The 26,340-nt window shown below is 71.2% G+C and carries 20 protein-coding genes and 1 pseudogene; 14 read left to right on the top strand and 7 right to left on the bottom strand.

From position 1 onward, the window contains the following. Window positions 1-13: 13 nt before the first annotated feature. Window positions 14-1,750 carry a sodium/solute symporter gene (locus ABB07_RS04345; protein ID WP_208897430.1) on the top strand — a complete coding sequence of 579 codons (1,737 nt, stop codon included), beginning with the start codon at window positions 14-16 and terminating at the stop codon, window positions 1,748-1,750. 423 nt (window positions 1,751-2,173) lie between these two features. Further along, window positions 2,174-3,370 carry a sensor histidine kinase gene (locus tag ABB07_RS04340; protein ID WP_208897429.1) on the top strand — a complete coding sequence of 399 codons (1,197 nt, stop codon included), beginning with the start codon at window positions 2,174-2,176 and terminating at the stop codon, window positions 3,368-3,370. Between the two features lie 76 nt (window positions 3,371-3,446). Here the strand turns inward: ABB07_RS04340 and ABB07_RS04335 are convergent. Both ABB07_RS04335 and ABB07_RS04330 read right to left on the bottom strand, forming a co-directional pair. Further along, window positions 3,447-4,452: pseudogene (locus ABB07_RS04335) on the bottom strand (zinc-dependent alcohol dehydrogenase). Beyond that, a complete protein-coding gene (locus ABB07_RS04330; protein ID WP_208897428.1) occupies window positions 4,445-4,876 on the bottom strand; it encodes a tautomerase family protein in 432 nt (143 codons plus the stop codon). The pseudogene ABB07_RS04335 and the gene ABB07_RS04330 overlap by 8 nt, the downstream one beginning before the upstream one ends. 119 nt (window positions 4,877-4,995) lie before the next feature. On the opposite strand from ABB07_RS04330, the gene ABB07_RS04325 reads away from it, so the two are divergent. Next, on the top strand, window positions 4,996-5,586 hold the full coding sequence (locus ABB07_RS04325; RefSeq protein WP_208897427.1) for a TetR/AcrR family transcriptional regulator: 591 nt from the start codon (window positions 4,996-4,998) through the stop codon (window positions 5,584-5,586). A gap of 81 nt (window positions 5,587-5,667) precedes the next feature. Here the strand turns inward: ABB07_RS04325 and ABB07_RS04320 are convergent, their stop codons facing one another. Beyond that, complete coding sequence (locus ABB07_RS04320; protein WP_208897425.1) at window positions 5,668-6,438, bottom strand: maleylpyruvate isomerase N-terminal domain-containing protein; 771 nt, start codon at window positions 6,436-6,438, stop codon at window positions 5,668-5,670. A 332-nt stretch (window positions 6,439-6,770) separates the two neighbouring features. Between ABB07_RS04320 and ABB07_RS04315 the strand changes: the two genes are divergently transcribed. From ABB07_RS04315 to ABB07_RS04305, 3 genes are read left to right on the top strand one after another with little or no spacing between them, the layout of a single operon-like run. Next, entirely contained in the window at window positions 6,771-7,565 is a 795-nt protein-coding gene (locus tag ABB07_RS04315; protein WP_208903272.1) for an SDR family oxidoreductase, read from the top strand. 36 nt (window positions 7,566-7,601) lie between these two features. Continuing rightward, window positions 7,602-9,044, top strand: coding sequence for a cytochrome ubiquinol oxidase subunit I (locus ABB07_RS04310; protein WP_208897423.1), 1,443 nt, complete (start codon window positions 7,602-7,604; stop codon window positions 9,042-9,044). Then, the gene (locus tag ABB07_RS04305) at window positions 9,041-10,081 is read left to right on the top strand and encodes a cytochrome d ubiquinol oxidase subunit II (RefSeq protein ID WP_208897421.1); all 1,041 of its coding nucleotides are present in this window, start codon (window positions 9,041-9,043) and stop codon (window positions 10,079-10,081) included. Before ABB07_RS04310 ends, ABB07_RS04305 begins: the two co-directional genes overlap by 4 nt. 29 nt (window positions 10,082-10,110) lie before the next feature. Here the strand turns inward: ABB07_RS04305 and ABB07_RS04300 are convergent, their stop codons facing one another. Then, window positions 10,111-11,949: a glycoside hydrolase family 15 protein gene (locus ABB07_RS04300; protein ID WP_208897419.1), complete on the bottom strand. Its 1,839-nt coding sequence runs from the start codon at window positions 11,947-11,949 to the stop codon at window positions 10,111-10,113. Between the two features lie 212 nt (window positions 11,950-12,161). On the opposite strand from ABB07_RS04300, the gene ABB07_RS04295 reads away from it, so the two are divergent. The 7 genes from ABB07_RS04295 (at window position 12,162) to ABB07_RS04265 (ending at window position 19,349) form a co-directional block, all read left to right on the top strand. Beyond that, entirely contained in the window at window positions 12,162-12,497 is a 336-nt protein-coding gene (locus tag ABB07_RS04295; RefSeq protein WP_208897417.1) for a hypothetical protein, read from the top strand. A gap of 12 nt (window positions 12,498-12,509) precedes the next feature. Next, window positions 12,510-13,241: an SDR family oxidoreductase gene (locus ABB07_RS04290; RefSeq protein WP_208897415.1), complete on the top strand. Its 732-nt coding sequence runs from the start codon at window positions 12,510-12,512 to the stop codon at window positions 13,239-13,241. A gap of 255 nt (window positions 13,242-13,496) precedes the next feature. Continuing rightward, window positions 13,497-15,407 (top strand): glycoside hydrolase family 15 protein, encoded by a 1,911-nt coding sequence (locus ABB07_RS04285; RefSeq protein WP_208897413.1) that lies wholly within the window; start codon window positions 13,497-13,499, stop codon window positions 15,405-15,407. Continuing rightward, the gene (locus tag ABB07_RS04280) at window positions 15,400-16,815 is read left to right on the top strand and encodes an MFS transporter (RefSeq protein ID WP_244189212.1); all 1,416 of its coding nucleotides are present in this window, start codon (window positions 15,400-15,402) and stop codon (window positions 16,813-16,815) included. The genes ABB07_RS04285 and ABB07_RS04280 overlap by 8 nt, the downstream gene beginning before the upstream one ends. Before the next feature lie 144 nt (window positions 16,816-16,959). After that, entirely contained in the window at window positions 16,960-17,391 is a 432-nt protein-coding gene (locus tag ABB07_RS04275) for an SHOCT domain-containing protein (protein WP_208897409.1), read from the top strand. A gap of 66 nt (window positions 17,392-17,457) precedes the next feature. Next, a complete protein-coding gene (locus ABB07_RS04270) occupies window positions 17,458-17,886 on the top strand; it encodes a DUF7144 family membrane protein (RefSeq protein ID WP_208897407.1) in 429 nt (142 codons plus the stop codon). A 116-nt stretch (window positions 17,887-18,002) separates the two neighbouring features. After that, complete coding sequence (locus ABB07_RS04265; RefSeq protein WP_208903271.1) at window positions 18,003-19,349, top strand: diacylglycerol kinase family protein; 1,347 nt, start codon at window positions 18,003-18,005, stop codon at window positions 19,347-19,349. A gap of 163 nt (window positions 19,350-19,512) precedes the next feature. Here ABB07_RS04265 and ABB07_RS04260 read toward each other — a convergent pair whose 3' ends face one another. From ABB07_RS04260 to katG, 3 genes are all read right to left on the bottom strand, one after another. Then, window positions 19,513-20,343: a class II glutamine amidotransferase gene (locus ABB07_RS04260; protein WP_208897405.1), complete on the bottom strand. Its 831-nt coding sequence runs from the start codon at window positions 20,341-20,343 to the stop codon at window positions 19,513-19,515. A 93-nt stretch (window positions 20,344-20,436) separates the two neighbouring features. Beyond that, on the bottom strand, window positions 20,437-21,156 hold the full coding sequence (locus ABB07_RS04255) for a YihY/virulence factor BrkB family protein (RefSeq protein ID WP_244189211.1): 720 nt from the start codon (window positions 21,154-21,156) through the stop codon (window positions 20,437-20,439). Between the two features lie 274 nt (window positions 21,157-21,430). Then, window positions 21,431-23,623, bottom strand: a complete 2,193-nt coding sequence (gene katG / locus ABB07_RS04250; protein WP_208897404.1) for a catalase/peroxidase HPI — start codon at window positions 23,621-23,623, stop codon at window positions 21,431-21,433. Between the two features lie 420 nt (window positions 23,624-24,043). Here katG and ABB07_RS04245 point away from each other — a divergent pair, with 420 nt between their 5' ends. Next, on the top strand, window positions 24,044-26,290 hold the full coding sequence (locus tag ABB07_RS04245) for an RICIN domain-containing protein (protein WP_425264677.1): 2,247 nt from the start codon (window positions 24,044-24,046) through the stop codon (window positions 26,288-26,290). The last annotated feature ends 50 nt before the right edge of the window (window positions 26,291-26,340 follow it).

Here is a 26,340-nt window from a genome sequence, read left to right as displayed (position 1 = left end):
CCGGGGCCGGCCGGTGAACCAGACGTACGGCATCGTGGGCGTGACGGCCGTGATCCTCGCCACGGTCCTCGTCGGCGCGCTCGGCCTGCGCGTCTCCCGCACCACCTCCGACTTCTACGTCGCCTCGCGCACGGTCGCCCCCCGGCTCAACGCCTTCGCGGTCAGCGGCGAGTACCTGTCCGCCGCCTCCTTCCTCGGCGTCGCCGGACTCGTCCTCGCCCAGGGCGTCGACATGCTCTGGTTCCCCATCGGCTACACCGCCGGTTTCCTGGTCCTGCTGGCCTTCGTCGCCGCCCCGCTGCGCCGCTCCGGCGCCTACACCCTGCCCGACTTCGCCGAGGCCCGGCTGGAGTCCCGGGCGGTGCGGCGGGTCGCCGGAGTGCTGGTCGTCGGCATCGGCTGGCTGTATCTGCTGCCCCAGCTGCGCGGCGCCGGCCTCACCCTGCGGCTGCTCACCGGCGCACCCGGCTGGCTCGGCGGGCTGGTCGTCGCCGCCGTGGTGACCGCGGCCGTCGCCGCCGGCGGGATGCGCAGCGTCACCTTCGTCCAGGCCTTCCAGTACTGGCTGAAACTCACCGCCCTGCTGGTGCCCGTGGTGTTCCTGCTGCTCGCCTGGCGCGGCGACGACGCCCCGGCGCCCGCCTGGGACGACCGGCCCGTCTTCCACCGCTCCACCGAGGTGCGCGTCGACACACCGCTCACCCTCACCGTGCGCGAGCCGGTCCGGGTGACCGCCACCGGAAGCGTCGACGGCCGTACCCTGCACGGGAGTTCACTGCGGCTCGGCGAGGGCCGGCACCGGATCGGCGCGCGGACCGCCCTCGGCTTCCCGGCCGGCGCCCGGGTCCCCCTGCCGGACCCCGCGGCCGGCCGCGCCGCGCCCTCCAGCTGGGCCAGGCCGCTGTCCGCGGACCGCGCACAGCACGGCCTGTACGCCACCTACGGCCTGATCCTCGCCACCTTCCTCGGCACCATGGGCCTGCCGCACGTCGTCGTCCGCTTCTACACCAACCCCGACGGCCGCGCCGCCCGCCGCACCACCGTCAGCGTGCTCGCTCTACTCGGCGCGTTCTACCTCCTCATCCCCCTGTACGGCATGCTCGGCCGCCTGTACGCCCCCGACCTGCTGCTGACCGGCGACACCGACGCCGCGGTCCTCGTCCTGCCGCAGCGGCTGATCGGCGGGGCCGCCGGGGACCTGCTCGGCGCCCTCGTCGCGGGCGGCGCCTGTGCGGCGTTCCTGTCCACGGCGTCCGGGCTCACCATGTCCGTCGCGGGCGTCCTCGCCCAGGACGTGCTGCCCACGCTCGGCGTGCGCCACTTCCGGCTCGCCACGCTGCCCGCGATCGCGGTGCCGACCGCCGCCGCTGCCGTGGTCAGCGATCTGCCGGTGGCCGACGCGGTCGGCCTGGCCTTCGCCGTCTCGGCCTCCTCCTTCTGCCCGTTGCTCGTCCTCGGCATATGGTGGCGCGGCCTGACCCCGCCGGGCGCGATCGCCGGGCTCGTCCTCGGCGGCGGCTCGGCGCTCACCGCGGTGACGGCCACCATCGCCGGCGGCGCCCGCTCCGGCTGGCTGCACACCCTGCTGGCCTGGCCCGCGGTGTGGTCCGTCCCCGTCGGCTTCACGGCGATGATCCTGACCTCGCTGGCCACCCGCGGCCGCGTCCCACCCGGCACCGCCGCCACCATGGCCCGCCTCCACCTCCCCGAACCACCGGCCCCCGACCGGCCCCGGCCGGCGACGACTTGACCGAGGAGCCGCTGTGCAGACCGACGACACGGACAGCCGGGCCGGTGCGCCCGCCGACGACCGTCCCGACACGCCTGCCGACCGAGGCGGCAGAGCGGGCCGGCGGGGCAGCGGAGAACACGAGAGGCTCCCGGACCGGCCGAAGGACGACCCTCCACGGCCCCGGCAGGAGCGCCCGGCTGGCTGGCCCGGGCGCGAGCCCGACGCCAGCCGGTATCGGCCAGGTCCCGGGGCCGGCTGGCATCGGCGAGGTTCCGGTGCCGGGTGGCATCGGCGAGGTTCCGGTGCTCGGTGTCACGGGAGCGGCCCCCATGACGGTCGGTTCCGGCACCGAGGAGACGCCGTACGGAGGACCGGTCACGCGCTCGGTGGCGCCCCTCGGTGCTCCGCCACCCGCCCCCTCGGCCCGAACCCGCGTCGCCCATGACCGTCCTCGGTACCGCGGCGCTCGCTCTCGCCGGGTTCGCGCTGTTCGTGCTCGGTGCCGCTCTCGGGCACGCGGCGGCGCGCCGGCAGCAGGAGCACGCGGCCGACGCCGACGGGGCCTGGCACGCCCTCGCCCGTGGTCTGCACACCGCCGGGCTCGCCGCGGCACCCCTGCGCACCGGGCTCACCCCGGACACCGCCCGCAGGGCGGTCCGCAGGCTGCGCCCCCTGCTCGGCACCCCCGCCCTCGCCCTCACCGACGACACCGCCGTGCTCGCCTGGGACGGTGCCGGCGAACACCACCGCGCGGAGGTGACGGCACGCCTCGCCCGTCCACCCCGCGCCCGGGCCTTCCCGCTGTCCTGCGACGACGCCGGCTGCCCCGTCCGCTGGGGCGCCCTGGTGCCGCTCACCGCCGACGGCGGCACCTCCGGTGCCCTCGCCGTGTTCGCCACCGCCGAATCCACCGCTCTCGTCCGGGCCGCCGGGGAAGCGGCCCGCCGGCTCTCCCTCGAGTTCGAGCTCGCCGGCCTGGACCGGGCCCGGACCAGCGCCCATGAGGCCGAGGTCCGGGCCCTGCGCGCCCAGATCTCCCCGCACTTCGTCTACAACTCCCTCGCGAGCATCGCCTCCTTCGTCCGCACCGATCCCGAGCGCGCCCGCGAACTCCTGCAGGAATTCGCCGACTTCACCCGCTACTCCTTCCGCCGGGGCGGCGAGTTCACCACTCTCGCCGAGGAGTTGCGCTCCATCGAGCAGTACCTGGAACTCGCCCGCGCCCGCTTCGGCCGCCGCCTGAAGGTCACCCTGCGCATCGCGCCCGAGGTGCTGCCGGTGACGCTGCCCTTCCTCTGTCTGCAGCCCCTCGTCGAGAACGCCCTCAAACACGGCCTGGAGGGGTCCGTGGAGCGCATCGGCGTCACGATCGTCGCCGAGGACGAGGGCACCGAGGCCCGGGTCGTCATCGAGGACGACGGCATCGGCATGGAACCGGAACGCCTGCGCGCGATCCTGCGCGGCACGGCCGGACCCGCCACCGGCATCGGCCTGAGCAATGTCGACCGCAGGCTGCGCCGGGTCTACGGCGACGACCACGGCCTCGTCATCGAGACCGGAGTCGGAGCGGGCACGAAGATCACCCTCCGCGTCCCGAAGTACCGCCCCGGCATCCAGGCCGGCCCGGCCCAGCCCTGAAGGCCTGCCGTCACATTCCCGTCTGCCCCGCGACGCCTGGCACGCTCCCTTGGCACCCGGTGTCGTTCCCCGCCGCTCAGCCGTCGGCGCGGACGAAGACGGGCTTGAGGTGTTTCTCGGGCAGGGCCTCGGGGAGCCGCTCCCAGTCGAGGACGTGGGAGACGACACGGGCGGGGTCGACGCGTCCGGAGCGGGCGAGGTCGAGGGCGTCGGGGATGTGGCCCCGGACGTTGTCGCGGGCGATGCGCAGGGTGACACCGGTGAGGTACATGTCGAGCAGGGGCAGCTCACCGGGGCGGAAGTGGTTGCCCGCCGACTCGCACATGCCCTCCGGTACCAGTGACTTGACGGCGAGGGCCAACTGGTCGACCCGCCCGGTCGCCTCCACGGCGATGTCGAAGCCGTGCCGGACGGGCTCGAGAAGCTCGGCGGTGGCGGCGCCGTAACCCCGGGCGATCTCGCGGTGTTCCGGGTGCGGGTCGACGTACAGGACCTCGGACGCGCCGAGCGCACGCGCGATGTCACAGACGTACAGCCCGATGCTGCCGCGCGCGACGACCAGGACCCGGGCGCCGGGCCTGGCCTTCAGATGCGGGGCCACCAGGCGCCAGGCCAGGGACCAGTTGTCGCTCGCCGAGGCCATGGCCACCGGGTCCAGACCGGCCGGCAGCGGGACGAGCATGGCGTCCGCGTACGGGACCCGGACCAGGTCGGAGAAGAGCCCGCCCCAAGTGCCGCCGATGGGCGCGCCGTACATGGCCATGTGCGGTACGGCCGTGCAGTGCGCGGTCAGTCCGCCGCGGCAGTCGCCGCAGCTGCCGCAGCTGATGGACCAGGGGACGACCACCAGGTCACCGGGCCGTACGGCGGTCACCGCGTCGCCGGTTTCCACGACCCGCGCCACGCACTCGTGTCCGAGGGCGAAGGGCGGGTCGATGAAGCTGTGCCCGGCCAGGATCGCGGTGTCGACAGGCGGTGGCTGCCACCGGCGCGACGATCGCCTCCAGGTCCGACCGCAGCCCCGGATCGGGCGCCTCGCGCCACTCCACGGTGTCGCGGGCGACGTAGGTCAGTTCACGCATCGGCCCGCTGTCCCTTCGCGAGCCCGACCAGGTCGGCGTAGCGGATGACCGAACCGCCGGCGCCCCAGGTGCCGTCGGGCTGCTCGTGCACCAGCACCCACACCCGCAGGGCTTCGTCCGCCGGGAGCCCTGCGGCCGCGAGGACGGTCCTGGTGGCGTCCTCGACCAGCCCGGCCTTGCGCCGCTCGGACAGGGCGCCCTCGGGCACGGTGACGTCCACGAGGAAGCGCGGCGCGTCGTCCTCGGCGGTGGCCTGCGCCCCTTCGGGCAGCTCGACGAGGTGGCTCCACGCCTGCGCGCGGAAGAACGCGGTGTCGGGCGCGCCTTCCCAGCGCAGCAGTACGGCGGCCAGGTCCCGCTGGACGTTCCCGCGGCCCTCCTCGGTCAGGGCACCGGACGGCACGGTGAGCCGGATCATCGGCATGGCGAACTCTCCCCTCGCGCTTCTGCGCACGGTCACGACGGCCTCGGTCTATAACAGTCGTTATAGCCGGTGGTCACGCTAGACTATGACGAGCGTTATAGCCAGAGGGGAGTACGGCCGTGCCCAAGCCCAGCGCGCCGTCGCGCGAGCGCATCCTGGTCGGTGCCGCCGACATGATCAGCCGGCGCGGCCTGAACGCGACCAGCATCCGCGAGCTGGCCAAGCACGCCAGCGCGCCGCTCGGCTCGACCTACCACTTCTTCCCCGAGGGCAAGCAGCAACTGGCCACGGAGGCGGTGCGGTACGCCGGAGAGGCGGTCGCCCGGATCCTGCGCAAGGAGCTGGACGCGGGCCCGGTCGCCGGCCTGCGCGCCTTCCTGACCCTGTGGCGCGGCATCGTCGTCGACAGCGACTTCCGGGCCGGCTGTCCCGTGCTGGCCGTCTCCGTCGAGGAACCGCCGTCCGAGGAGATCCCGCCGGCCCTGCTCGCCGCCGCCGAGGTGTTCGAGGGCTGGCAGCGGCTGCTGACCGAGGCGCTGACCGCGCACGGCGCCGACCCCGACCGGGCGCCCGCTCTCGCCACCCTCGTCGTGGCATCGGTCGAGGGCGCCATCGCCCTGTGCCGCGCCCAGCGCAGCATGCGGCCACTCGACCGGGTCGCCCGGGAACTCGAGACCCTGATCACCGCCGCCCTCGACCGCCGTGCCTGACAGCTCGGCACGCCTTCGGCCCGGAGCCGCACCGAGCCACCGTCAACCCTGGTGCGGCAGGAGAGACGCGCGGAACCGTTCTCAGTAGCCGCCCAGCAGGGCCCGTACCCTGAGCAGCGTCTCCGGGCCGGCCGAGCTGTGCCAGCGGTTCGGGTCGGCGGGACGGCGGCCCCACAGCAGCAGGACGCGTACGGCGGCGTCGCTCTCGATCGTCGCGGGGCCCTCGGGAGCGGCGAGCCGGATGCCGGTGCCGTCGGCGTCGGCGGTCACGACGACGTCGTCGGTGCCCGGCGTGCGCAGGCGGCCTTCGACCCGTCCGTCGGGTCCCAGGTCGAGCCGGGTGCGGCCCTTCGCCAACAGCGGACGGCCGACCGAGACCACGCTGTGCTCCGTCATCCAGGGCTCGTTGAGCGCCTGTACGGCCGTGCGGTCGTCCCCGGTGAGGTCCCAGCGGTGCAGGATCAGCTCCTCACGCATGTGTTCCGCGAAGAACGGGGCCGTCACGGTCCGGCCCGTCCACCGCACCTCCGTGCCCGGGGACAGGTCCTGGGCGGCGGCCGCGGCGACCTCGGTGAGCTCTTCGCAGCGGCTCATGAACGCCGCCCAGAGCTCGCTGTCCGGCAACCGCCGGTAGGGCGCCTCACGCTCGAAGCCCCTGGTCTCCACCGGCGACCCCTCGAGGAACGCCCGGAGCACCCGGGCCAGTTCCTCGGCGTTGCCCGTCTGGTGGATCAGGACGTCGCGTACCGTCCACGCCTCGCACCAGGTGCCGTCGTCGGGCCGGCGCCCCTGGACGGCGTGGACGAACGGGGCCAGCTCCGGCAGCGTCTCCTCGACCCGGGAGGGAATCATGCGCCATGAGTAGCCTGCCCGGTCGCCGGGCAAACCGGCCGACGCCCGACGGACGGCGACGGCAGGGCCCTCGCCCAAGCCCGCCACGTGCGCGGCCACCTGCCGGAACGGCTCGGCCTGCCCTCCGCGGGCGACCCGGCCCCCGACCGGGCGAAGAACCTCAGCCGGGCAGCGCAACGCGGTCGGCTCCGGCATGCCGCCCCTCCCGGGCGGTGCTTGTCTGGTGCCCGGACCTCCGGGCGACGGGCCCGGCGGAGACGGGCACGCAGGCGGAGGAGCAGGGCATCGTGAGTTCGACCGAGGGCACACCCCAGGGCGTGGTCCCCGCCCACCTGCTGCGGGGGCAGAAGGCGCTGGTGACCGGCGCGAACTCCGGGATCGGCAGGGCGACGGCCATCGCCCTGGGCCGGGCGGGGGCCGATGTCGTGGTGAACTACGTGGCCGGCCGCGACGAAGCCGAGCAGGTGGTCGAGGAGATCACCGGATTCGGGGTCCGGGCGGCCGCCTACGAGGCCGACGTGTCCGACGAGCAGCAGGTCGTCGCCATGACGGAGCGGATGGTGAAGGAGTTCGGCACCATCGACATCCTGGTCGCCAACGCGGGGCTCCAGCGGGACGCGGCGGTCACGGACATGACCCTCGCCCAGTGGCAGAAGGTCCTGGACGTCAACCTCACCGGGCAGTTCCTCTGCGCCCGCGAGGCGGCCAAGGAGTTCCTGCGCCGCGGGGTCGTCCCGGAGGTGTCGCGCGCGGCCGGGAAGATCATCTGCATGAGTTCGGTCCACCAGATCATCCCCTGGGCCGGCCACGTCAACTACGCCTCGTCCAAGGGCGGCGTGCAGATGATGATGGCGACCCTCGCCCAGGAACTCGCCCCGAAGCGCATCCGGGTGAACGCCGTCGCCCCCGGAGCCATCAAGACCCCCATCAACCGCAGCGCCTGGGAGACGCCGGACGCGCAGCAGGATCTCATGCGGCTGATCCCCTACAAGCGGATCGGCGACCCCGAGGACATCGCCCACGCCGTCGTCGGCCTCGCGTCCGACCTCATGGACTACGTCGTGGGCACCACCCTGTACGTCGACGGGGGGATGACGTTGTTCCCGGGCTTCGCCACCGGCGGCTGACCCACCCCACCCGCGCCGGCCCCGGAGACACCTCGCATGCACACGGTCCTGCTGCTGGCGGACGTGCCGCCGCAGACGCTGCCGGCCAGATCGATGATGGCCTTCACCCTGGCCTCCCACATCGTCCTGGTGCCGCTGGGCGTGGCGCTGCCGCTCATCACGCTCGTCATGCACGGCTACGGCCTGCGCCGCGGCGATGCCACCGCCCTGCTGCTGGCCCGGCGGTGGTCGGCCGTGATGGCGGTCCAGTTCGCGATCGGCGTCGTCACCGGGACCGTGCTGTCCTTCGAGTTCGGGCTGCTGTGGCCGGGCATGATGGGCCGGTGGGGCGATGTCTTCGGCATCGGGTTCGGCGTCGAGGCCTGGGCGTTCTTCCTGGAGGCCGTCCTCATCGCGGTCTACCTCTACGGCTGGCGAAGGCTGCCCGCCCGCACGCACTTCCTGCTCGGACTGCCGCTGCCGTTCGTGGCCCTGCTCGGTGCCTTCGGCATCCTGGCCGCCAACTCGTGGATGAACACCCCCCGGGGCTTCACCCTCGACGCCGCGGGCGACCCGGTCGACGTGAAGATCCGGCAGGCGGTCTTCACCCCCATGTTCGGCCCGCAGTACTGGCACTTCGTCGTGGCGATGTTCGTGACGGCGGGCTACGTCGTGGCCGGTGTCTACGCCGTCGGATGGCTGCGCGGCCGCCGCGACCGCTACCACCGGCTGGGTTTCACGATCCCCTTCACGCTCGCCGCCGTGTGCACCCCCGTGCAGTTCGTGCTCGGCGACTCCATCGCCCGGCAGGTCTTCCACAAGCAGCCGGTGAAGTTCGCCGCCATGGAGATCGTCTGGAAGACCGACACACACCAGCCCGAGTACCTCTTCGGCCGGCTGCATCCGGACGGCAGCATCTCCGGCGGCATCCGGATCCCCCAACTCGACTCCGTCCTCGCCGGATTCCACGCGTCCACCGAGGTGACCGGGCTGACCTCGGTGCCCGCGAACGACCGGCCGACGGCCACCCAGGCCACCCTCGCCCACTGGGCCTTCGACATCATGGCCGGGATCGGCTCCCTGCTGGCGCTGCTCGCCCTCTGGTACGCGGCGTTGTGGGTGCTGCGCCGCCGGCTGCCCGCAAGCCCCTGGTTCTTCCGGTGCGCGGCCGTGGCCGGCCTCGCCTCCGTCGTCGCCGTCGAGTGCGGCTGGATCACCACCGAAGTGGGCCGCCAGCCGTGGATCGTGTACCAGAACATGCGCGTCGCCGAAGCGGTGACGGCCACGCGCTCCACCAGTCTGTGGATCATGTTCGGCCTGGTCGCCGTGGTGTACGCGTTCGTCTTCGGTTCGTTCCTCGCGGTGCTGCTGAAGATGCGCGCCCGCTGGCGGCTCGCCGGCCGGCCGGGCGGGCCGGGGCCACCGGAGGAGACGGCGCCGCCGGACCCGCCGGAGACGGACACGCCGTACGGGCCGCGCTCCGCCGGGAGCCGGCGGTGATCGCGGGCGTCATCGCCGTCGTCCTGCTGCTCGCCGTCGCCGCCTACGCCTGCGGCGGCGGTACCGACTACGGAGCCGGCTTCTGGGACCTGACCGCCGGCGGAGCGGAGCGCGGCAGGCGACCGCGATGGCTCATCGACCACGCGATGGAGCCCGTCTGGGAGGTCAACAACGTCTGGCTGATCTTCGTGCTGGTCATCATGTGGACGGGTTTCCCGGTGCTCTTCCAGCAGGTGTTCACCACGATGTGGCTGCCCCTGGCGCTGGCCGCGGTCGGCATCGTGCTGCGCGGCGCCGGTTTCGCCCTGCGCAAGCCGGTCCGGCGGCTGGCCGGCCGGCGCCTGTACGGTGCCGTCTTCGCCGTCTCCTCGCTGCTCACGCCGTTCTTCCTCGGCGCCGCGGCCGGGGGAGTGGCCTCGGGCCGGGTGACCGCGACGACGACGGCGTCGACCGACGCCTGGGCCAATCCGACGTCCCTGCTGTTCGGGCTGCTCGCCATCGCGGCCACGGCGACGCTCGGCGCCGTCTTCCTCGCCGCGGACGCCCGGCGCTTCGCCGCGCCCGACCTGGACCGGTACTTCCGCCGCCGGGCCCTCGCCGCCCTCGCCGCCGTAGCCGTGCTCGCCGTTGTCACCCTGTTCGTCACCCACGGGGACGCGCCGCACGTGTGGCACGGGCTCACCCACGGCGTGGGCCTCGTCTTCGTCGTGGTCGCGGCGCTGGCCACGCTCGCCACCGCAGGGCTGCTGACACGTCCTTCCGGAGCCTGGTCACGGGTCACGGCGGTCGGCGTGGTCGCGTCGGCCGTCATCGCCTGGGGCATGGCGCAGCGCCCCTACCTCGTCCCGACCTCGCTGACCGTCGCCCAGGGCGCGGGCGCGCACACCACCCTGCGCTGGCTCGGGCTCGTCACCCTCGTCGCCGTCGTGCTCGTCGTCCCCGCCGTCGCCCTGCTGTACTGGCTGGACACCCACGGCGAGCTGGAGGGCCTCACCGACGCCGACCTGCGGCGCGGCGGTGCCGGTGACGAGGGCTGACCTCGGGGTGAGCACGCCCCCTGACCGGACTACCGCCGGTCGAGTGCCTCGTTCAGGGTGAGGGCCGAGTCGATGAGGGCGAGATGCGTGAACGCCTGGGGGAAATTGCCCAGTTGACGGCCCGTCGGGTCGATCTCCTCGGAGTACAGGCCCAGATGGTTGGCGTACCCCATCATCTTCTCGAACACCAGCCTCGCCCGGTCGATCCGGCCCGCCCGCGCCAGGGCGTCGACGTACATGAACGTGCACAGCGAGAAGGTCCCCTCCGAGCCGCGCAGGCCGTCGGGCGAGGCGTCGGGGTTGTAGCGGTAGACCAGGCTGTCGCTGACCAGTTCCTCCTCCATGGCGTCCAGGGTCGACGCCCACAGCGGATCCTCGGGGCTGAGGAACCCGACCGTCGCCATGCGCAGCAGCGAGGAGTCCAGGACCTCACTGCCGTAGTGCTGGACGAAGGCCCGCCGGTCCTCGCTCCACCCTTTCGCCATCACCTGCTCGTAGACGGCGTCCCGCTCGGCGTGCCAGCGGCCGGCCGCCGACGGCCACCCCTTCGACTCGGCCAGGCGCAGCGCGCGGTCGAACGCGACCCACGCCATGACACGGCCGTAGGTGAAGTCCTGGCGACCGCCGCGGGTCTCCCAGATGCCCTCCTCCGCCTGGTCCCAGTGGTCGGCGAGCCAGTCCAGGTCCGCCCGCATCGAGGTCCATCCCCCGTGCCCGACCTGGAAGCCGTGCCGGTGCGCGAAGTAGATGCTGTCCAACGCCTCGCCGTAGATGTCCAGTTGGAGCTGCGTCGCGGCACCGTTGCCGATCCGCACCGGCGCGGAGCCCGCATAGCCCTCCCAGTGGCCGAGGATCTGCTCCTCCAGTTCGGAGGAGCCGTCGACCTTGTACATGATGTTGAGCGGGCCCGTGTCCCCGCTGCTGCCGGCCCGCTCCTTGACCCGGTCGCCCAGCCAGATGATGAACGCCCGGGCCTCCTCCGTGAAGCCCAGTCCCAGCAGGGCGTACACGGAGAAGGAGGCGTCCCGGATCCAGGTGAAGCGGTAGTCCCAGTTGCGTTCGCCGCCCAGTTGCTCCGGCAGGGCCGCCGTCGGGGCGGCGACCACGGCACCGCTGGGGGCGAAGGTCATGAGCTTCAGCGTGATCGCGGAACGCTCCACCACCTCCCGCCAGCGGCCGGTGTAGCGCGACTGCGCCAGCCAGGACCGCCAGAACGCCACGGTCTCGTCGAAGAGCCGTTGGTAGGCGTCGAGGCGGATCTCCTCGGGCGGCCCCTCGGCGCCCGTCTCCAGGAGCAGCCCGCGGTGCTGGCCGGCCCGCAGGGACAGCGAGAGGTGCAGGTCGGCGTCCCGGTCCGTGAGGAGGTCCAGAAGCTGTTCGTCCTCCGGTTCGCGGATGGGGTGCACGGTGAGCTGCGTGCCGTCCTCCGCGGCGAAGACCGCTCCGTGCTGGGTGATGTGCAACTGGTGGCTCTTGCGCCCGTAGTCGAACCGCGGGGCGACCTCCACCTGGAACGTCATGCTGCCGCGCACACAGCGGACCAGGCGGACCAGCCGGTGCCGGGGAGTGGCCGTCGTACCGGTCACGGGCATGAAGTCGAGCACCTCACCGGCGCCCGCCTCGGTCATGAAGCGGGTCACCAGGACCGCCGTGTCGGGCAGGTACAACTGCTTCGTCGCATGCGTCTGGTGCGCTGGCCGGACCGTGCAGTGCCCGCCCTTCTCCCGGTCCAGGAGCGCCCCGAACACGCTCGGCGAGTCGAACCGCGGGGAGCAGAACCAGTCGACCTCGCCCTCGGTGGTCACCAGTGCGGCCGTCTGCAGATCGCCGATGAGCCCGTGGTTCTCGATCAGTGGGTAGTCGTCCATCGGGGCGCCCCTCTCGGCGTGCGATTCACCCGGACGCGCCCCCCTCGATCAGCGTAAGCCGCGGGTCCCGCGCCGGCCACGGGGCCGCTGCCGCTCCCCGGGCCCAGGGTGCGGCCCCGTTCGTCCGTCCTCGTCGTGCGGCTCCGTCCCATCTGGCGGATAGTGAGGAGAGGACGAGATTCCCGGCAGCTCCCCGTACCTCAGGAGGCGTGATGCCCCCTTCACGGTTGTTGGCCGCGCTGACCGGCATCACGCTGCTCGGTATCGCGCTCACCGCCTGCCAGGACCAGGCGTCCGGCCAGATCGTGGCGCGCAACGGCGTCAGGATCGTGGAGACCGTCTCCAACCCGTCGACCCACGGATGTCACCGTTTCTCCGAAGGCGTGACCCACATCGACAATCAGACACAGAGCAGCCTGCTCCTGTACACCACACCGGACTGCACCGTGCCGCCGGGTGGACAGAGCACCTTCCTGGACATCGGGGCGTCGGACCGCGCGGTCCTGACCACCGGCCTGTGGCGCAGCTTCTCCTTCGCCCCCGAATGACGGAAACCTCTCATGAAGTTCGCAGTCGTCGGCGGCACCGGTCTGATCGGGTCACGGGTGGTGGAGAACCTGAACGCGGCCGGACATCAAGCCGTACCGCACTCCCTGTCCACGGGCGTGGACATCATCACCGGCGAGGGCCTGGAGGCGGCGGTGGCGGGCGCCGACGTCGTCGTCAACCTCACGAATTCCCCCACCTTCGACGACGCCTCGCTCGCCTTCTTCCGGACGTCGATGGACAACCTTCTGACCGCGAGCGAGAAGGCCGGGGTCGGGCACTTCGTCATCCTGTCGATCGTCGGCGTGGACCAGGTGCCCGAACTGGACTACTACCGGGCGAAGGTGCTTCAGGAAGACATCCTCAAGGCCGGGCCGATCCCCTATTCCATCGTCCGTGCCACGCAGTTCATGGAGTTCATGGACGCGACCCTGGCCATGACCGCCGAGGGCGACACCGTCCGCCTGCCGCGTACGCCGATCCAGCCGATCGCCGCCGCGGACGTCGCCGGCATCGTCGCCGAGGTCGCCGCAGGCAGTCCGCTGAACGGCGTCATCGACATCGCCGGTCCCGACGTGTACGCCCTGGACGAACTCGGGCGCCTCACCCTGACCGCCCAGGGCGATGCGCGCTCCGTCGTCACCGACGACAGCGCAGGCATGTTCGCCACCGTCCACGGAGACGCCATCACCGCCCCGAGCGGCGCCCGGATCGCCCCCACCCACTACACGGACTGGCTGCCCTGAACGGGCCTGTGCCACGACGACCGCAGCCGGGACACCTCCGGGTGACGCGGCTGCTTCACCTCGCCACCGCCCCGACCCGCGTCGGAGGTTCACGGGGCGGTCACGAGGTCGGCGACGCGGTCGCGGAGCCAGGCGGGTCGGTTTTCACCCGCGAGGGGTGAGGCGACACCCCTCGCGCTGCCGGAACGCTGGACCCCGGCGGGCCCGGGAAGAGGCGCCTGCCCGGGGCGCACCTGCGCAGTCGCAGGAGGTCACATGCACCGGTATCCACCCATCGCCGAGCACGGCATGATCGGCGACCTTCAGACAGCCGCGCTCGTGTCCTCCGACGGGACCCTCGACTGGTGGTGCACGCCCCGCTTCGACTCGCCCAGTGTCTTCGCGTCGCTCCTGGACGGCGAGCGCGGAGGAGACTGCCGTCTGGTCGGCGAAGCCCCCGACGGCAACGGCATGACCACCCGGCAGCTGTACCTGTCCGACACGGCCATCCTGGTCACGCGGTTCATGACGCCCGGCGGAGTCGGTGAAGTGGCCGACTTCATGACGCCCACGGAGTCGTCGGCGCCCGAGGACACGCACCGTGTGGTCAGGGTCGCCCGTGTCGTGCGGGGCACCATGGCCTTCACCTTCGCCTGCCGCCCCCGCTTCGACTACGGCAGGGCCCCGCACACGCTCGCACGGACCGGCGAACATGCTGCGGTCTTCCGCGGACCGGGCAGGGACCTGCACATCCAGACCACCACCGGATTCCCGCTCGGAGCCGACGGCGGCGACGTCACCGCCCGCTTCACTCTTTCGGCGGGCCAGGCCGCCGCGGCCGTGCTCACCAGCACGGCAAGCGGCGCTCCCGCTCCCCGGCCCCCGTCTCTCGAAGAGGTCGCCGACGCCTTCGAGTCCTGCCGCGCGTACTGGCTGTCGTGGCTGCGCGCCTGCACGTACCGCGGCCGGTGGCAGGACGTCGTCAACCGCTCGGCCATCACGCTCAAGCTCCTCACCTACCGTCCCACCGGGGCACCCATCGCCGCCGCGACGATGGGACTGCCCGAGCAGATCGGCGGTGAGCGCAACTGGGACTACCGCTACACGTGGATCCGTGACGCCGCGCTGTCCGTCCGGGCGCTGATCGACTTGGGATTCCACGAAGAGGCGCAGGCCTTCCGCCGCTGGTTGCGGGACCGCATCGAGGCCGGGCCCACCGCTTCCGGTGAGCCCCTGCAGATCATGTACCGCGTCGACGGCGACCCCCACCTGACCGAGGAGATCCTCGGCCACCTGGAGGGTTACCAGGGGTCGCGTCCGGTGCGGGTCGGCAACGCCGCCGCCGATCAGCTGCAGCTCGACATCTACGGCGAGGTCTCCGATGCCCTGGTCGTCGGTGACGACATCGGCGCGATCCGTGGGTGGAAGGCGCTCAGCGGCGTCCTGGACTGGCTGGCCGACCACTGGGACCGGCCGGACGAAGGCATCTGGGAAACCCGTGGCGGACGGGAGAACTTCACCTTCAGCCGGCTGATGACATGGGTGGCCTTCGACCGTGCCATCGACGCGGCCACCCGCTTCTCCCGCCCGGCCGACACGGCCCGCTGGACCGGCGCCCGGGACGCGGTCTTCGAGCAGATCCTGGAGCACGGCTGGGACGACAAACGGCGGGCCTTCGTACAGCACTTCGGCACCGATGTCCTGGACGCCTCACTGCTGCTCATGCCGAGGGTCGGCTTCCTCATGCCACAAGACCCCGACTGGGTCAGCACCCTGGACGCCATGAACGAGGAACTGGTCAGTGACAGCCTTGTCTACCGATACGACCCCGCGGCGTCTCCCGACGGCCTGCGCGGCTCGGAAGGCACGTTCAACCTGTGCAGTTTCTTCTACGTCGAGGCCCTTGCCCGCAGCGGCAGGCTCAACGAGGCCCGGCACGCCTTCGACAAGATGCTCACCTACGCCAACCACGTCGGCCTGTTCGCCGAGGAGATCGGTCCCTCCGGTGAACAACTCGGCAACTTCCCGCAGGCGTTCACCCACCTCGCTCTGGTCACCGCGGCCATGGCGCTCGACGAGGAACTGGGCAGGGCGGAGACCAGGCCCCCGACCGGCGACCACAGCCATCCGGCGACCCATGGCTTCACCACGCCACCCGAGGGCGGGACCGGAGACACGAGTGGCTGAGACGGTGGCGCGGACGGAGCGGGCAGGACACGGACGGGTCCTGGCCGCCCTGGCCCTCGCCCAGTTCATCTGCAGCTTCGCCGGCTCCAACATGAACGTGATGATCAACGACATCAGCAGGGACCTGGACACCACCGTTCAAGGCGTACAGGTGGCGATCACCGTCTTCCTGCTGGTGATGGCCGCGCTGATGATCCCCGGCGGCAAGCTGACCGACCGCTACGGCCGCAAGCGCTGCTTCCTGACCGGGCTCGTCGTCTACGCGGCCGGCGCCCTGCTGAGCGCGGCGTCCCCAGGGCTCGGCGCCCTGATCCTCGGCAATTCGATCCTCGAAGGCGTGGGCACCGCCCTGCTCATCCCACCCGTCTACATCCTCACGACTCTGCTGTACCCGGACATGACCTCCCGCGCCCGCGCCTTCGGGGTCATCATGGCGCTGGGTGGCATCGGTGCCGCTGCCGGACCGCTGATCGGCGGACTCATCACCACGGGGATCAGCTGGCGCGCGGCCTTCGTGTTCCAGGCCCTGGTCATCGCAGTGATCGTCATGCTCGGTCGCCGCATCGACGATCCGCTCCCGCCCGATCCGACCCGCTCCTTCGACACCGCGGGAGCGGTCCTGTCCGCGGCCGGTCTCGTTCTCGTCGTCATGGGCATCCTGGCCGCGGACAACAACATCTGGCTCATGATCGCCCTACTGGTGCTCGGCGCACTCGTCCTGTGGTGGTTCGTCCGTTCCGTACGGGCCAAGGAAGCCTCTGGGCAGGAGCCACTGCTGTCGCTCACCCTGTTCCGCAATCGCACCTCCAACCTCGGGCTCGTCACCCAGAACGTCCAATGGCTCATGCTCCTGGGTTCGTCCTTCACGGTGGCGGCGTACCTGCAGGTCGTACGCCACTACGACGCCATACAGACCGGTGTCGTCTTCACCGCGGCCACGCTGGGGCTGCTGGTCACGTCGCTGTCCGCCGAGCGACTGGCCAAGCGGCGCCCCCAGCGCACCCTCATCATGGCCGGCTTCGTCGTCTGCATCGTCGGCGTGGCGGTTCTGATCGCCCTGGTCGCCGCCTACTCGACCGCCTGGGCCTTCGTTCCCGGACTCCTGCTGATCGGGCTCGGGCTCGGTGTCATGCTGACGCCGTCGGTCAACGTCGTGCAGTCGAGCTTCCCCGAGGAGCAGCAGGGGGAGATCTCGGGTCTGTCCCGCAGCGTGTCGAACCTCGGCTCCTCCTTCGGTACGGCCATAGCCGGCACCATCCTGGTCTCCGGGCTGACCAAGGGTGCCTACGCCGCGGCGATGGCCGCCCTGGCCGTCACCGGGCTGGGCGGCCTCGCCGCGGCAGCGCTGCTCCCGCGGGGAACGGGCGCGGGCCCGGCCACGACGCCGCCACCGCACCACCGACCGTGACCGCTGATTTCACGCACGTGTGTGCCGTTCGCCCATCGACCGCGTGCCCTCTCACCCGTATCGGGTGAGGCGGCACGGGCGACCGACGTGCCCAATCTGAACGTGGCGGATCCGATGTCCGAGGACCGTAGGAGAGAAACGACCATGAGTTCGCACACGTATCTGGCGTACGACTACCCGCTGCTGAGCGCCTTCTGGACCGTCTTCTGGATCGGTCTGTGGGTCCTGTGGTTCTTCGTGCTGTTCAGGATCGTCCTCGACATCTTCCGCGATGACGATCTGGGAGGTTGGGGGAAGGCCGGCTGGCTCACCTTCGTGATCGTGCTGCCGTTCCTGGGCGTCTTCGTCTACGCCCTCGCTCGCGGGAAGGGCATGGGCCGACGCGAGGTGGCGTACGCGCGGGCGCGGCAGAAGGAGTTCGACACCTACGTCCGCGAGACAGCGGGCGCCGCCGGGCCCAGCAGCGCCGACGAACTGGCGAAGCTGTCCCAGATGCGGGCACACGGCGACATCACGGAGGAGGAGTTCGTCCGAGCGAAGGAGCTGGTCCTGAGCGGTGGCCGTGGGGGCGTCTGACCGCGCCACAGCCCTTCGACACCGTCGGATCCCGGTGATCCGGCGAAGCACACAAGGAGGTAGGTCATGACTGCGACACATGCGGCCCACCCGGAATCGGCGAAGCAGCAGTGGGCCGGCGGCCTGATGGTGTTCGGCGCCGTCATGCTGACGATCTGCGGCGTGCTCGACATCTTCCGCGGCATCATGGGCATCGCCCAGGACAACGTGTTCGTCACCACGAACGGATACGTCTTCCAGTACGACCTCACCGGCTGGGGCTGGATCCACGTCGTACTCGGCGCGGTCGCCGTAGTGGTCAGCATGGGCCTGTTCCGGGCGGCGACGTGGGCTCGGGTCGCCGGCGTGGTGATCGCCGGGTTCCTCATCCTCGCCAACTTCCTCTCCCTGCCGTACTACCCGTTGTGGTCGATCGTGGCGATCGCGATCTCCGGATTCGTGATCTGGGCGCTGTGCGTCGTGCGGACGGAGCGGCCCACGGCCGGTTTCCGGTAGGGCGTCACGCCCGTCGCGATGTCCTGCCCGCAGCGTGAAAGGAAGGGGAGGCGCACGGCGTGCGACAGCTACGGCGCCCGGACCCGCGTGCCGACGGGACGGCAGCCGACCGCGGAATGCCCGTGGCGTGGGCCCGGCTGGCCCTCCTCGCCCTCATGGGCAGCGCGCTCGTGCTGCTCGCCGCCGCCGGGCTGAAAGGCCTGCTCTGGGTGCTCATCGCGGTGGCGGGTGTGGCCCTCACGGCCGTCGGCCTGTGGTGGGTCCTCGCCCACTCCGGAGTCGCCCGGGCCGCAGGAGCCGTCATCGCCGTGCTGGTTCCCCTCGCGACGCTCGCCCTGGTCGCCACGCACGGCATGCTGTGGCCGGCCTGCCTGTCCTTCGGCCTGTGGATCCTGGCACTCGCGGCCGCCCGGATGGCGATCACCCCGGCGGGGCCCTCCGCCGGGCGCGGACACGAGCCCGGACCGGTGCCGGCGGCGCTGCACCCGTGGGTCGTGATGAACCCGCGTTCCGGCGGGGGCAAGGTGGAGCGCTTCCACCTGGCGGAGCGGGCGAGGGAGGCGGGCGCGCGCGTCGTCGTGCTGGATCCGGGGCGACACCAGGACGTGGCGGCCCTGGCCCGGCGTGCGGTGGCCGAGGGGGCCGATCTGCTGGCCGTGGCCGGCGGGGACGGCACCCAGGCTCTCGTCGCCGAGGTCGCGGCCCGGCACGATGTGCCGTTCATGGTGATCCCGGCCGGAACGCGCAACCACTTCGCCCTCGATCTCGGTCTCGACCGCGACGACCCGGCGGCCGCCCTGGAGGCGTTCACCGATGCCGTCGAGTTCCGCGTCGACCTCGGATTCGCCGCAGACCGGGTGTTCGTCAACAACGCGTCCTTCGGAACGTACGCGGCTGTGGTGCGCGAACCCTCCTACCGGGACGCGAAACTGCGCACGGCGCTGGAGGCGCTGCCCGTTCTGCTCACCGGCCCCGAGGCGCCACGGCTGCGCATGAGTGCCGGACACACGCGGATCGAGGGACTGCAGGCCCTGCTCGTCAGCAACAACCCCTACCGGCCCGCCGTCGTCGACTCGGTGCATCCCGGACTCCGGGAAAGCCTGGACTCCGGACGGCTGGGGGTGCTGTGCGTGCGCGTCGACACCCCGGGCCGGGCGGCACGGCTGTCGACCCGGCTCCTGGGTGGCCGGCGGTCCCCGGGCGTGACCCGGCTGACGGCCCGCGAAGTGGTCGTCGAGGCCGACACGGACACCGTTCCGGCCGGTATCGACGGTGAGTCCCTCGTACTGCCCGCTCCGGTGGTCTGCCGAGTGGTCCCCGGTGCCCTGCGGGTGCGTGTCCCGCGCCACCGTCCGGGAACGCCGCCGAACCGGCCGCCGGCCGACTGGGGACGAGTGCTCCGCCTGGCCCTGGGCCGTCCGACCCGGCAGCACAGCTCGGCGGCCGCCGGACCGGATCCTTGAGCTCGGCGAACACCAGGTGCACGTGTTCCGCGTTGTCGGCGAAGAACAGCGGCGCGTCGAACCGGTGGATGACGGGGCCGGGCAGTCGCTCGGCGTGCGGGTGGGAGCGGATGTCGTGGAAGCCCTCGGCACCTCCGCACGGCCGGCCCGCCGTACCACCGGTTCAGTACCGTGGCTCGAACGCGTGGAGGGTGTCCTGGCCCGGGCGGACGATGCCGTAGCTGCTCTCCGGGACCTCGTTCCAGGCCCCTGGGAGGTCACCCAGCGGCTCGGAGACGACGAGACGTGTCTCCTCCGAGATCTCCCGCAGGAACGAGCTGTCCGGGTGCAGCGCGCGCAGGGCGTCCACCTCGGTGCTGTAGTACAACGACCGCGAGGCGCCCACGCTGGAGTACCGGAAGGCCCACAGACTCTCACCGTCGGCCACGGCCACCGTCATCTGCAGGGGGTGTTCCACGCCGTGCCGGTGACCCGTGCTCTCGACCAGACCGGCCATGCGCGCGACGGCACCGGGCGGGTCGTCCACGAGGCCGAACGTCAGCGCGAGGAAGAACATGAGCTCGGAGTCCGTCGACCCTTCGATGTCGGGGTACAGGGCGGGGGCGACGGCCAGCGCGAGGTCACGTCTGAGCCGGTGGAACTCGTTGATCACGCCGTTGTGCATCCACAGCCAGCGGTCCTTGCGGAAGGGATGGCAGTTGGTCTGCTGCACGGCGGTTCCGGTCGTGGCCCGGATATGGGCGAGGAACAGACCCGAGCGGACGTGGTGGGCGACCTCCTGGAGGTTCCGGTTGTTCCACGCGGGGCCGACATCCCGCAGAACCGCCGGTGTGGCCAGGCCCTGGCCGTACCAGCCGACCCCGAAGCCGTCACCGTTGGTGGTCTCCACCCCCAGGCGGGAGTGCAGGCTCTGATCGATCAGGCTGTGTTCCGGCTGGAACAACACCTGGCTGAGGAGAACAGGTGTGCCCGAGTAGACGATCCAGCGGCACATGTCCGCACCCACCTCGCTCGGTTCCGGTCACCACAAGTATGAGTTGCCCGGTCGGTTGTGGCACGCCCAGCCCGGTTCAGGTGTTCCGGTCCGTCAGCGGTGTGAGCGCATGGCGCGGCGCCTGGCGAACTCGTGTCCGGCGACGGCACCGAGGTGGATGACCACGCCCACGGCCACCAGCCAGGAAAGGATGACCATGACGACGCCCACCGGGCCGTACTTCTGGTTGTTGGCCACGATGGTGTCCGAGAAGAAGCGGGAGGAGAACCACCCGAGGCCGGTCCAGGCGACACCGGTGGCCAGCGCCGCGGGCAGGAGGAAGCGCCAGGCGACCGCGCCTGTGAGCAGCAGACGCATGGTCCCCCACCAGAAGAACAGCGCCAGGACGAAACCGGCCAGGCTGCTCAGCTGCGCTCCGAGTGCCGCGCCGGCCCCGGCCCGGGCCGCGCCGTAGGCGACCAGCACCGCCAGCCACACGAGCTGGGCCCCCAGGTCCCGCCACCAGCGTGGTGGCACGCCGAAGAGGAACTGGTACCACCCTTGCAAGGTGCCTGCCACGGCGACCGCCCCCGCGATCAACAACAGAGCGCTCATCAGCGTGAGGGTGACCGAACCGGGATTGGGTTTGAAGAGACCGGCCACGGCCTGCGCCGCCGGCTCGTTCAGGCCGAGCCATCCCGCCATGACATGCGCGGCGTTCTGGCCGAACGCGGCGGTGACCAGGATCAGGAAGGGGAAGAAGCAGAGGAAGGCGAGCGATGCCAGCTGGAACGAATGGCCGAAGAAGTCCGCTGCGCTGAGGCGTCCCCACAAACGACCCGCCGCACTCGCCTCGAAGCGCCTGCCCGCCGCCTGCCACGCGTGGCCCAGCCGGGTCCAGCGCAGGGTCCCGCCGCGACCTTCACCGGGAGATCTCCGCCACCTTTGCACATCAGGCAGTACACCGTGCCGAGCGGCCCATGTCGCGCAGGCTCGAGAGGCGTCGAGCCAACCGGCGCCGGTGAGGTGTCCCTGGCTCAGGACCGCGGAGCGCCACGTGCCGCGTCCCGGCCGGCGGATGAGGGCCGACCGGGACGTCGGGCGTGGCTCAGGCGAGGTCGAACCGGTCGAGATTCATCACCTTGTTCCACGCCGCCACGAAGTCACGTACGAACTTCTCTCCCGCGTCCTGGGCCGCGTAGACCTCCGAGACGGCTCGGAGCTGGGAGTGCGCACCGAAGATCAGGTCGACGGCGGTGGCGGTCCACTTGACCTCGCCGGTGGCGCGATCGCGGCCTTCGAAGACGTTCTCGTCCGTGGCCGACGCCTTCCACTCCGTGCCCATGTCGAGCAGGTTGACGAAGAAGTCGTTGGTCAGGGCTCCCGGCCGGTGGGTGAGGACACCGTGGGGGGACCCCTTGAAGCCGGTGTTCAGGGCCCGCATGCCGCCGATCAGCACCGTCATCTCGGGCGCGGTCAGCGTCAGCAGGTTGGCGCGGTCCAGCATGAGGGTCTCCGGCGACAGTTTCTCGCCCTCCGGAAGGTAGTTGCGGAAGGCGTCCGCCTTGGGCTCCAGCACGGCGAACGACTCCGCGTCGGTCTGCTCCTGCGAGGCGTCCGTACGCCCCGGTGCGAACGGAACCGTGATGTCGTACCCGGCGTTCCTCGCGCCCTGCTCGACGGCCGCGCACCCGCCGAGGACGATCAGGTCGGCGAGCGAGACCCGCGTTCCGCCGGTCTGGGAGCCGTTGAAGTCCTGCTGGATCCGCTCGAACGTGCGCAGTACCTCGGTCACCTCGGGGAGGTCGTTGAGCTCCCAGTCCTTCTGCGGCGCGAGCCGGATGCGTGCTCCGTTCGCCCCGCCGCGCTTGTCGGTGCCGCGGAAGCTCGCCGCCGACGCCCAGGCCGTGGTGACCAGCTGGGAGAGGGAAAGGCCCGAGCCGAGGATCCTCTCCTTGAGGGCGGCGATGTCCTCGTCGCCGACCAGTTCGTGATCGACGTCGGGAACGGGGTCCTGCCACAGCTGCGGCTCGGGAATCCACGGGCCGAGGTAACGCGAGACGGGTCCCATGTCGCGGTGCAGCAGTTTGTACCACGCCTTGCCGAACGCCACCGCGAGCTCGTCCGGGTTCTCGTGGAACCTCTTCGTGATCGGGCCGTAGACCGGGTCCACCTTCAGCGCGAGGTCCGTCGTCAGCATCATGGGGGCGTGCCGCTTCGACGGATCATGGGCGTCGGGCACGGCGTTCCTGGCCGCGGGATCCTTGGGAGTCCACTGGTGGGCGCCGGCGGGGCTGCTCGTCAGCTCCCACTCGTACCCGTAGAGATTGTCCAGGTACCCGTTGTCCCACTGGGTCGGCTCGGTGGTCCACGCGCCCTCAAGGCCACTGGTGAGCGCGTGGGGGCCGGCGCCGGTGCCGTATGTGTTCCGCCAGCCGAGGCCCTGCTGCTCGATGGGGGCGGCCTCGGGTTCCGCGCCGATGTAACTGGGGTCGACCGCGCCATGGCACTTGCCGAAGGTGTGGCCGCCGACGATGAGCGCGACCGTCTCCTCGTCATTCATCGCCATGCGCCCGAACGTCTCCCGAATGTCCCGGGCGGCCTCCACCGGGTCCGGGTTTCCGTTGGGGCCCTCCGGATTGACGTAGATCAGTCCCATCTGTACGGCGGCGAAAGGACCGGTGAGTTCCCGGTCGCCGCTGTAGCGCTCATCTCCGAGCCAGGTGTCCTCGGGCCCCCAGAAAATCTCCTCGGGTTCCCAGATGTCCTCCCGCCCGAAACCGAACCCGAACGTCTTGAACCCCATGGATTCCATGGCACAGTTTCCGGCGAAGACCAGAAGGTCGGCCCAGGAGATTTTCCGGCCGTACTTCTGTTTGACCGGCCACAGCAGACGGCGCGCCTTGTCCAGGCTCGCGTTGTCCGGCCAGCTGTTGAGGGGGGCGAAGCGCTGTGCGCCGCTGCCGCCACCGCCGCGGCCGTCCGCGATGCGGTACGTCCCCGCGGCATGCCAGCTCATCCGGATGAAGAGCGGCCCGTAATGGCCGTAGTCGGCGGGCCACCAGTCCTGGGATGTCGTCATCACCTCGAAGACGTCGCGCTTCAGCGCGTCGACGTCGAGGGTCGCGAATTCCTTCGCGTAGTCGAAGTCCGCGTCCATCGGGCTGGACCGGGGCGAGTGCTGGTGGAGAACCTGAAGGTCCAGCTGATTCGGCCACCAGTCCCGGTTCGTCCTCGGCCGCCGAGTCGGTGTGGGTGTCGGTGAAGGGATTACCGGATTCTCGCTTTCACTGCCGGACATGCCCGTACCTTCTTCCTCTCTCGGTGTTTGCTGGAAGACGTGCTGTACCGCGTCCGTATGGTCGCGTACCGCAGGGCACACCTCTATGAAACACGCAGAGCGCCCCGCACGACAGACGTGAGAGAAGGGGCGTTCCTTTCTGCGCCCGTGTTTGCGCCCGTGCCATTTCCGGCGCAGGCCGAATCGAATACGACAGCCCCCGGACCCGCCGGGGAGCCCGGACGGGAGCCCGGTCGCGGCGCGGTGACGGACGCCGCCGGCCCTGCGCGGGGGACCGCAGTGATCGCTGCCGGCCGAGGGGCGCCCATCTCCCTTCTGCCACAAGATAATTCACGTCTTATATTTTGTATTGACTGCCGGGCGGACTGCCCCTAGCGTCCGATCCGCATCGCGCCCCACATCGCGACCGAGGAGACACGTGTGACCGACGTTCCCGCCGCCGTCCCCGCCCGCGCCCCCCGCCGGCACAGACGCACGGCCGCCCTCACGATCGCCTTCCTGCTGCCGGCCGCCGCCGGTATCGCGCTGGTTACCGCCCCGAGCGCCGCCGCCGCGACCATCCCCACCGCCCCCACCGCCGTCGTCAACGCGGGCAGCGGCAAGTGCGTCGACGCGCGCGCCGGTGCCACCGGCAACGGCACGGCCGTGCAGCAGTACACCTGCAACGGCACCGGAGCACAGTCCTGGCAGTTCACCCCGACCGACAGCGGCTACTACCGGATCGGCGTGGCCTCAGCGCCGGACCAGGTCTGGGACGAGACCGGCGTCTCCACCGCCGACGGCGCGCCGACCCAGCTGTGGCTCTACGGCGGCGGCGCCAACCAGCAGTGGCAGCCGGTCGCGGAGGCCTCCGGCACGTACCACTTTGTCAACCGCAACAGCGGCAAGTGCCTCGACGTGCCGTCGGCGTCCACCGCCGACAGCGTCCAGCTGCAGCAATACACCTGCAACGGCACCGCCGCCCAGTCCTTCTCGCTCTCCGCCGGCATCACCCCGCCGGCCGACACCCCGGACTTCGGCCCCAACGTCACGGTGTTCGATCCATCGATGCCGGCGTCCACCATCCAGTCGAAGATCAACCAGGTCTACAGCACCCAGCAGAACAACGAGTTCGGCACCCAGCGCAACGCCCTGCTGTTCACCCCCGGCACCTACGACGTCGACATACCCGTCGGCTACTACACCCAGGTCGCCGGGCTCGGGCTGTCACCGGACCAGGTGTCCATCACCGGCGGCGGCGTGCACGTCGAGGGGCACGCCAGCGACGGCAACGCCACCCAGAACTTCTGGCGCGACGTCGAGAACATGTCGGTGAGCCCCAACTCGGGCAGCACCATGTGGGCCGTCTCGCAGGCCGACCCGTTCCGGCGCATGGACGTGCACGGCGGCATGAAGCTGTGGGACGACACCCACGGCACCGGCACCAACTGGTCCAGCGGCGGCTACATCGGCGACTCCCGGGTCTCCGGCCAGATCAACTCCGGCACCCAGCAGCAGTTCCTCACCCAGGACACCGCCATGAACGGCGGCTGGACCGGGCACAACTGGAACATGGTCTTCGTCGGCGACACCGGCGCCCCCGCGACCAGCTTCCCCAGCCCGCAGTACACCACCGTCGCCCAGAGCCCCGTGATGCGCGAGAAGCCGTTCCTCTACGTCGACGGCTCGGGCACCTGGCAGGTGTTCGTCCCGTCGGTGCGCACCAATGTGCAGGGCCCGGACTGGACGAACGGCAACGCCCCAGGCACCTCGCTGCCGATCAGCCGGTTCTACATCGTCAAGCCCGGTGACACCGCCACGACGATCAACAACGCGCTCGCCGCGGGCAAGAACCTGATCGTCACCCCGGGCGTCTACCATCTGTCCGCCCCGCTGAACCTCACCCGCCCCGACACCGTGGTCCTCGGCCTGGGCCTGGCCACGCTCGTCCCGGACAACGGCGTCACCGCGATCACCACGGCCGATGCCGACGGCATCGACATCGCCGGGCTGCTGATCAGCGCGAACACCACCAACTCCAGCACCCTCATGCAGGTCGGCCCGACCGGCTCGAGTGCCCGTCACACCGCCGACCCGATCGTGCTGCACGACGTGTTCTTCCGCATCGGCGGCGACCTCGCCGGCAAGGCCACCCAGACACTGGTCGTCAACAGCAACGACGTCATCGGCGACGACCTCTGGCTGTGGCGCGCGGACCACACCAACGGCGTCGGCTGGACGACCAACCCGGCCGCGGGCGGGCTGATCGTCAACGGCGACAACGTCACCATGTACGGCCTGGCGGTCGAGCACTACCAGAAGTACCAGACCACCTGGAACGGCAACGGCGGCCGCACGTACTTCTACCAGAGCGAGACCCCCTACGACGTCCCCGACCAGTCCAGCTGGACCACCAGCGGCGGCGACCTCGGCTACGCCTCCTACAAGGTCGCCAACTCGGTCACCTCCCACGAGGCCTGGGGCGTCGGCGTCTACGCCTACCTCCGCGACAACCCCTCCGTCGTCCTCGGCCACGCCATCGAGGTGCCCACCACATCGGCGGTGAAGTTCCACAGCATGGTCACCACGGTCCTGGGCGGCGACGGCACCATCAACCACATCATCGACAACACCGGCAACCAGGTCACCCCCAGCAGCAACGTGGCGTACCTGGTGAGCTATCCGTAAGTCCGGCAACGGTCCCGACGGCACGCAGGGCACGGATCGACGATCGACCC

This window comes from Streptomyces incarnatus (assembly GCF_001027185.1).
Taxonomy (GTDB): domain Bacteria; phylum Actinomycetota; class Actinomycetes; order Streptomycetales; family Streptomycetaceae; genus Streptomyces; species Streptomyces puniciscabiei.
Note: the sequence above shows the minus strand (reverse complement) of the source record. Positions and strands in the feature narration are given on the sequence as shown.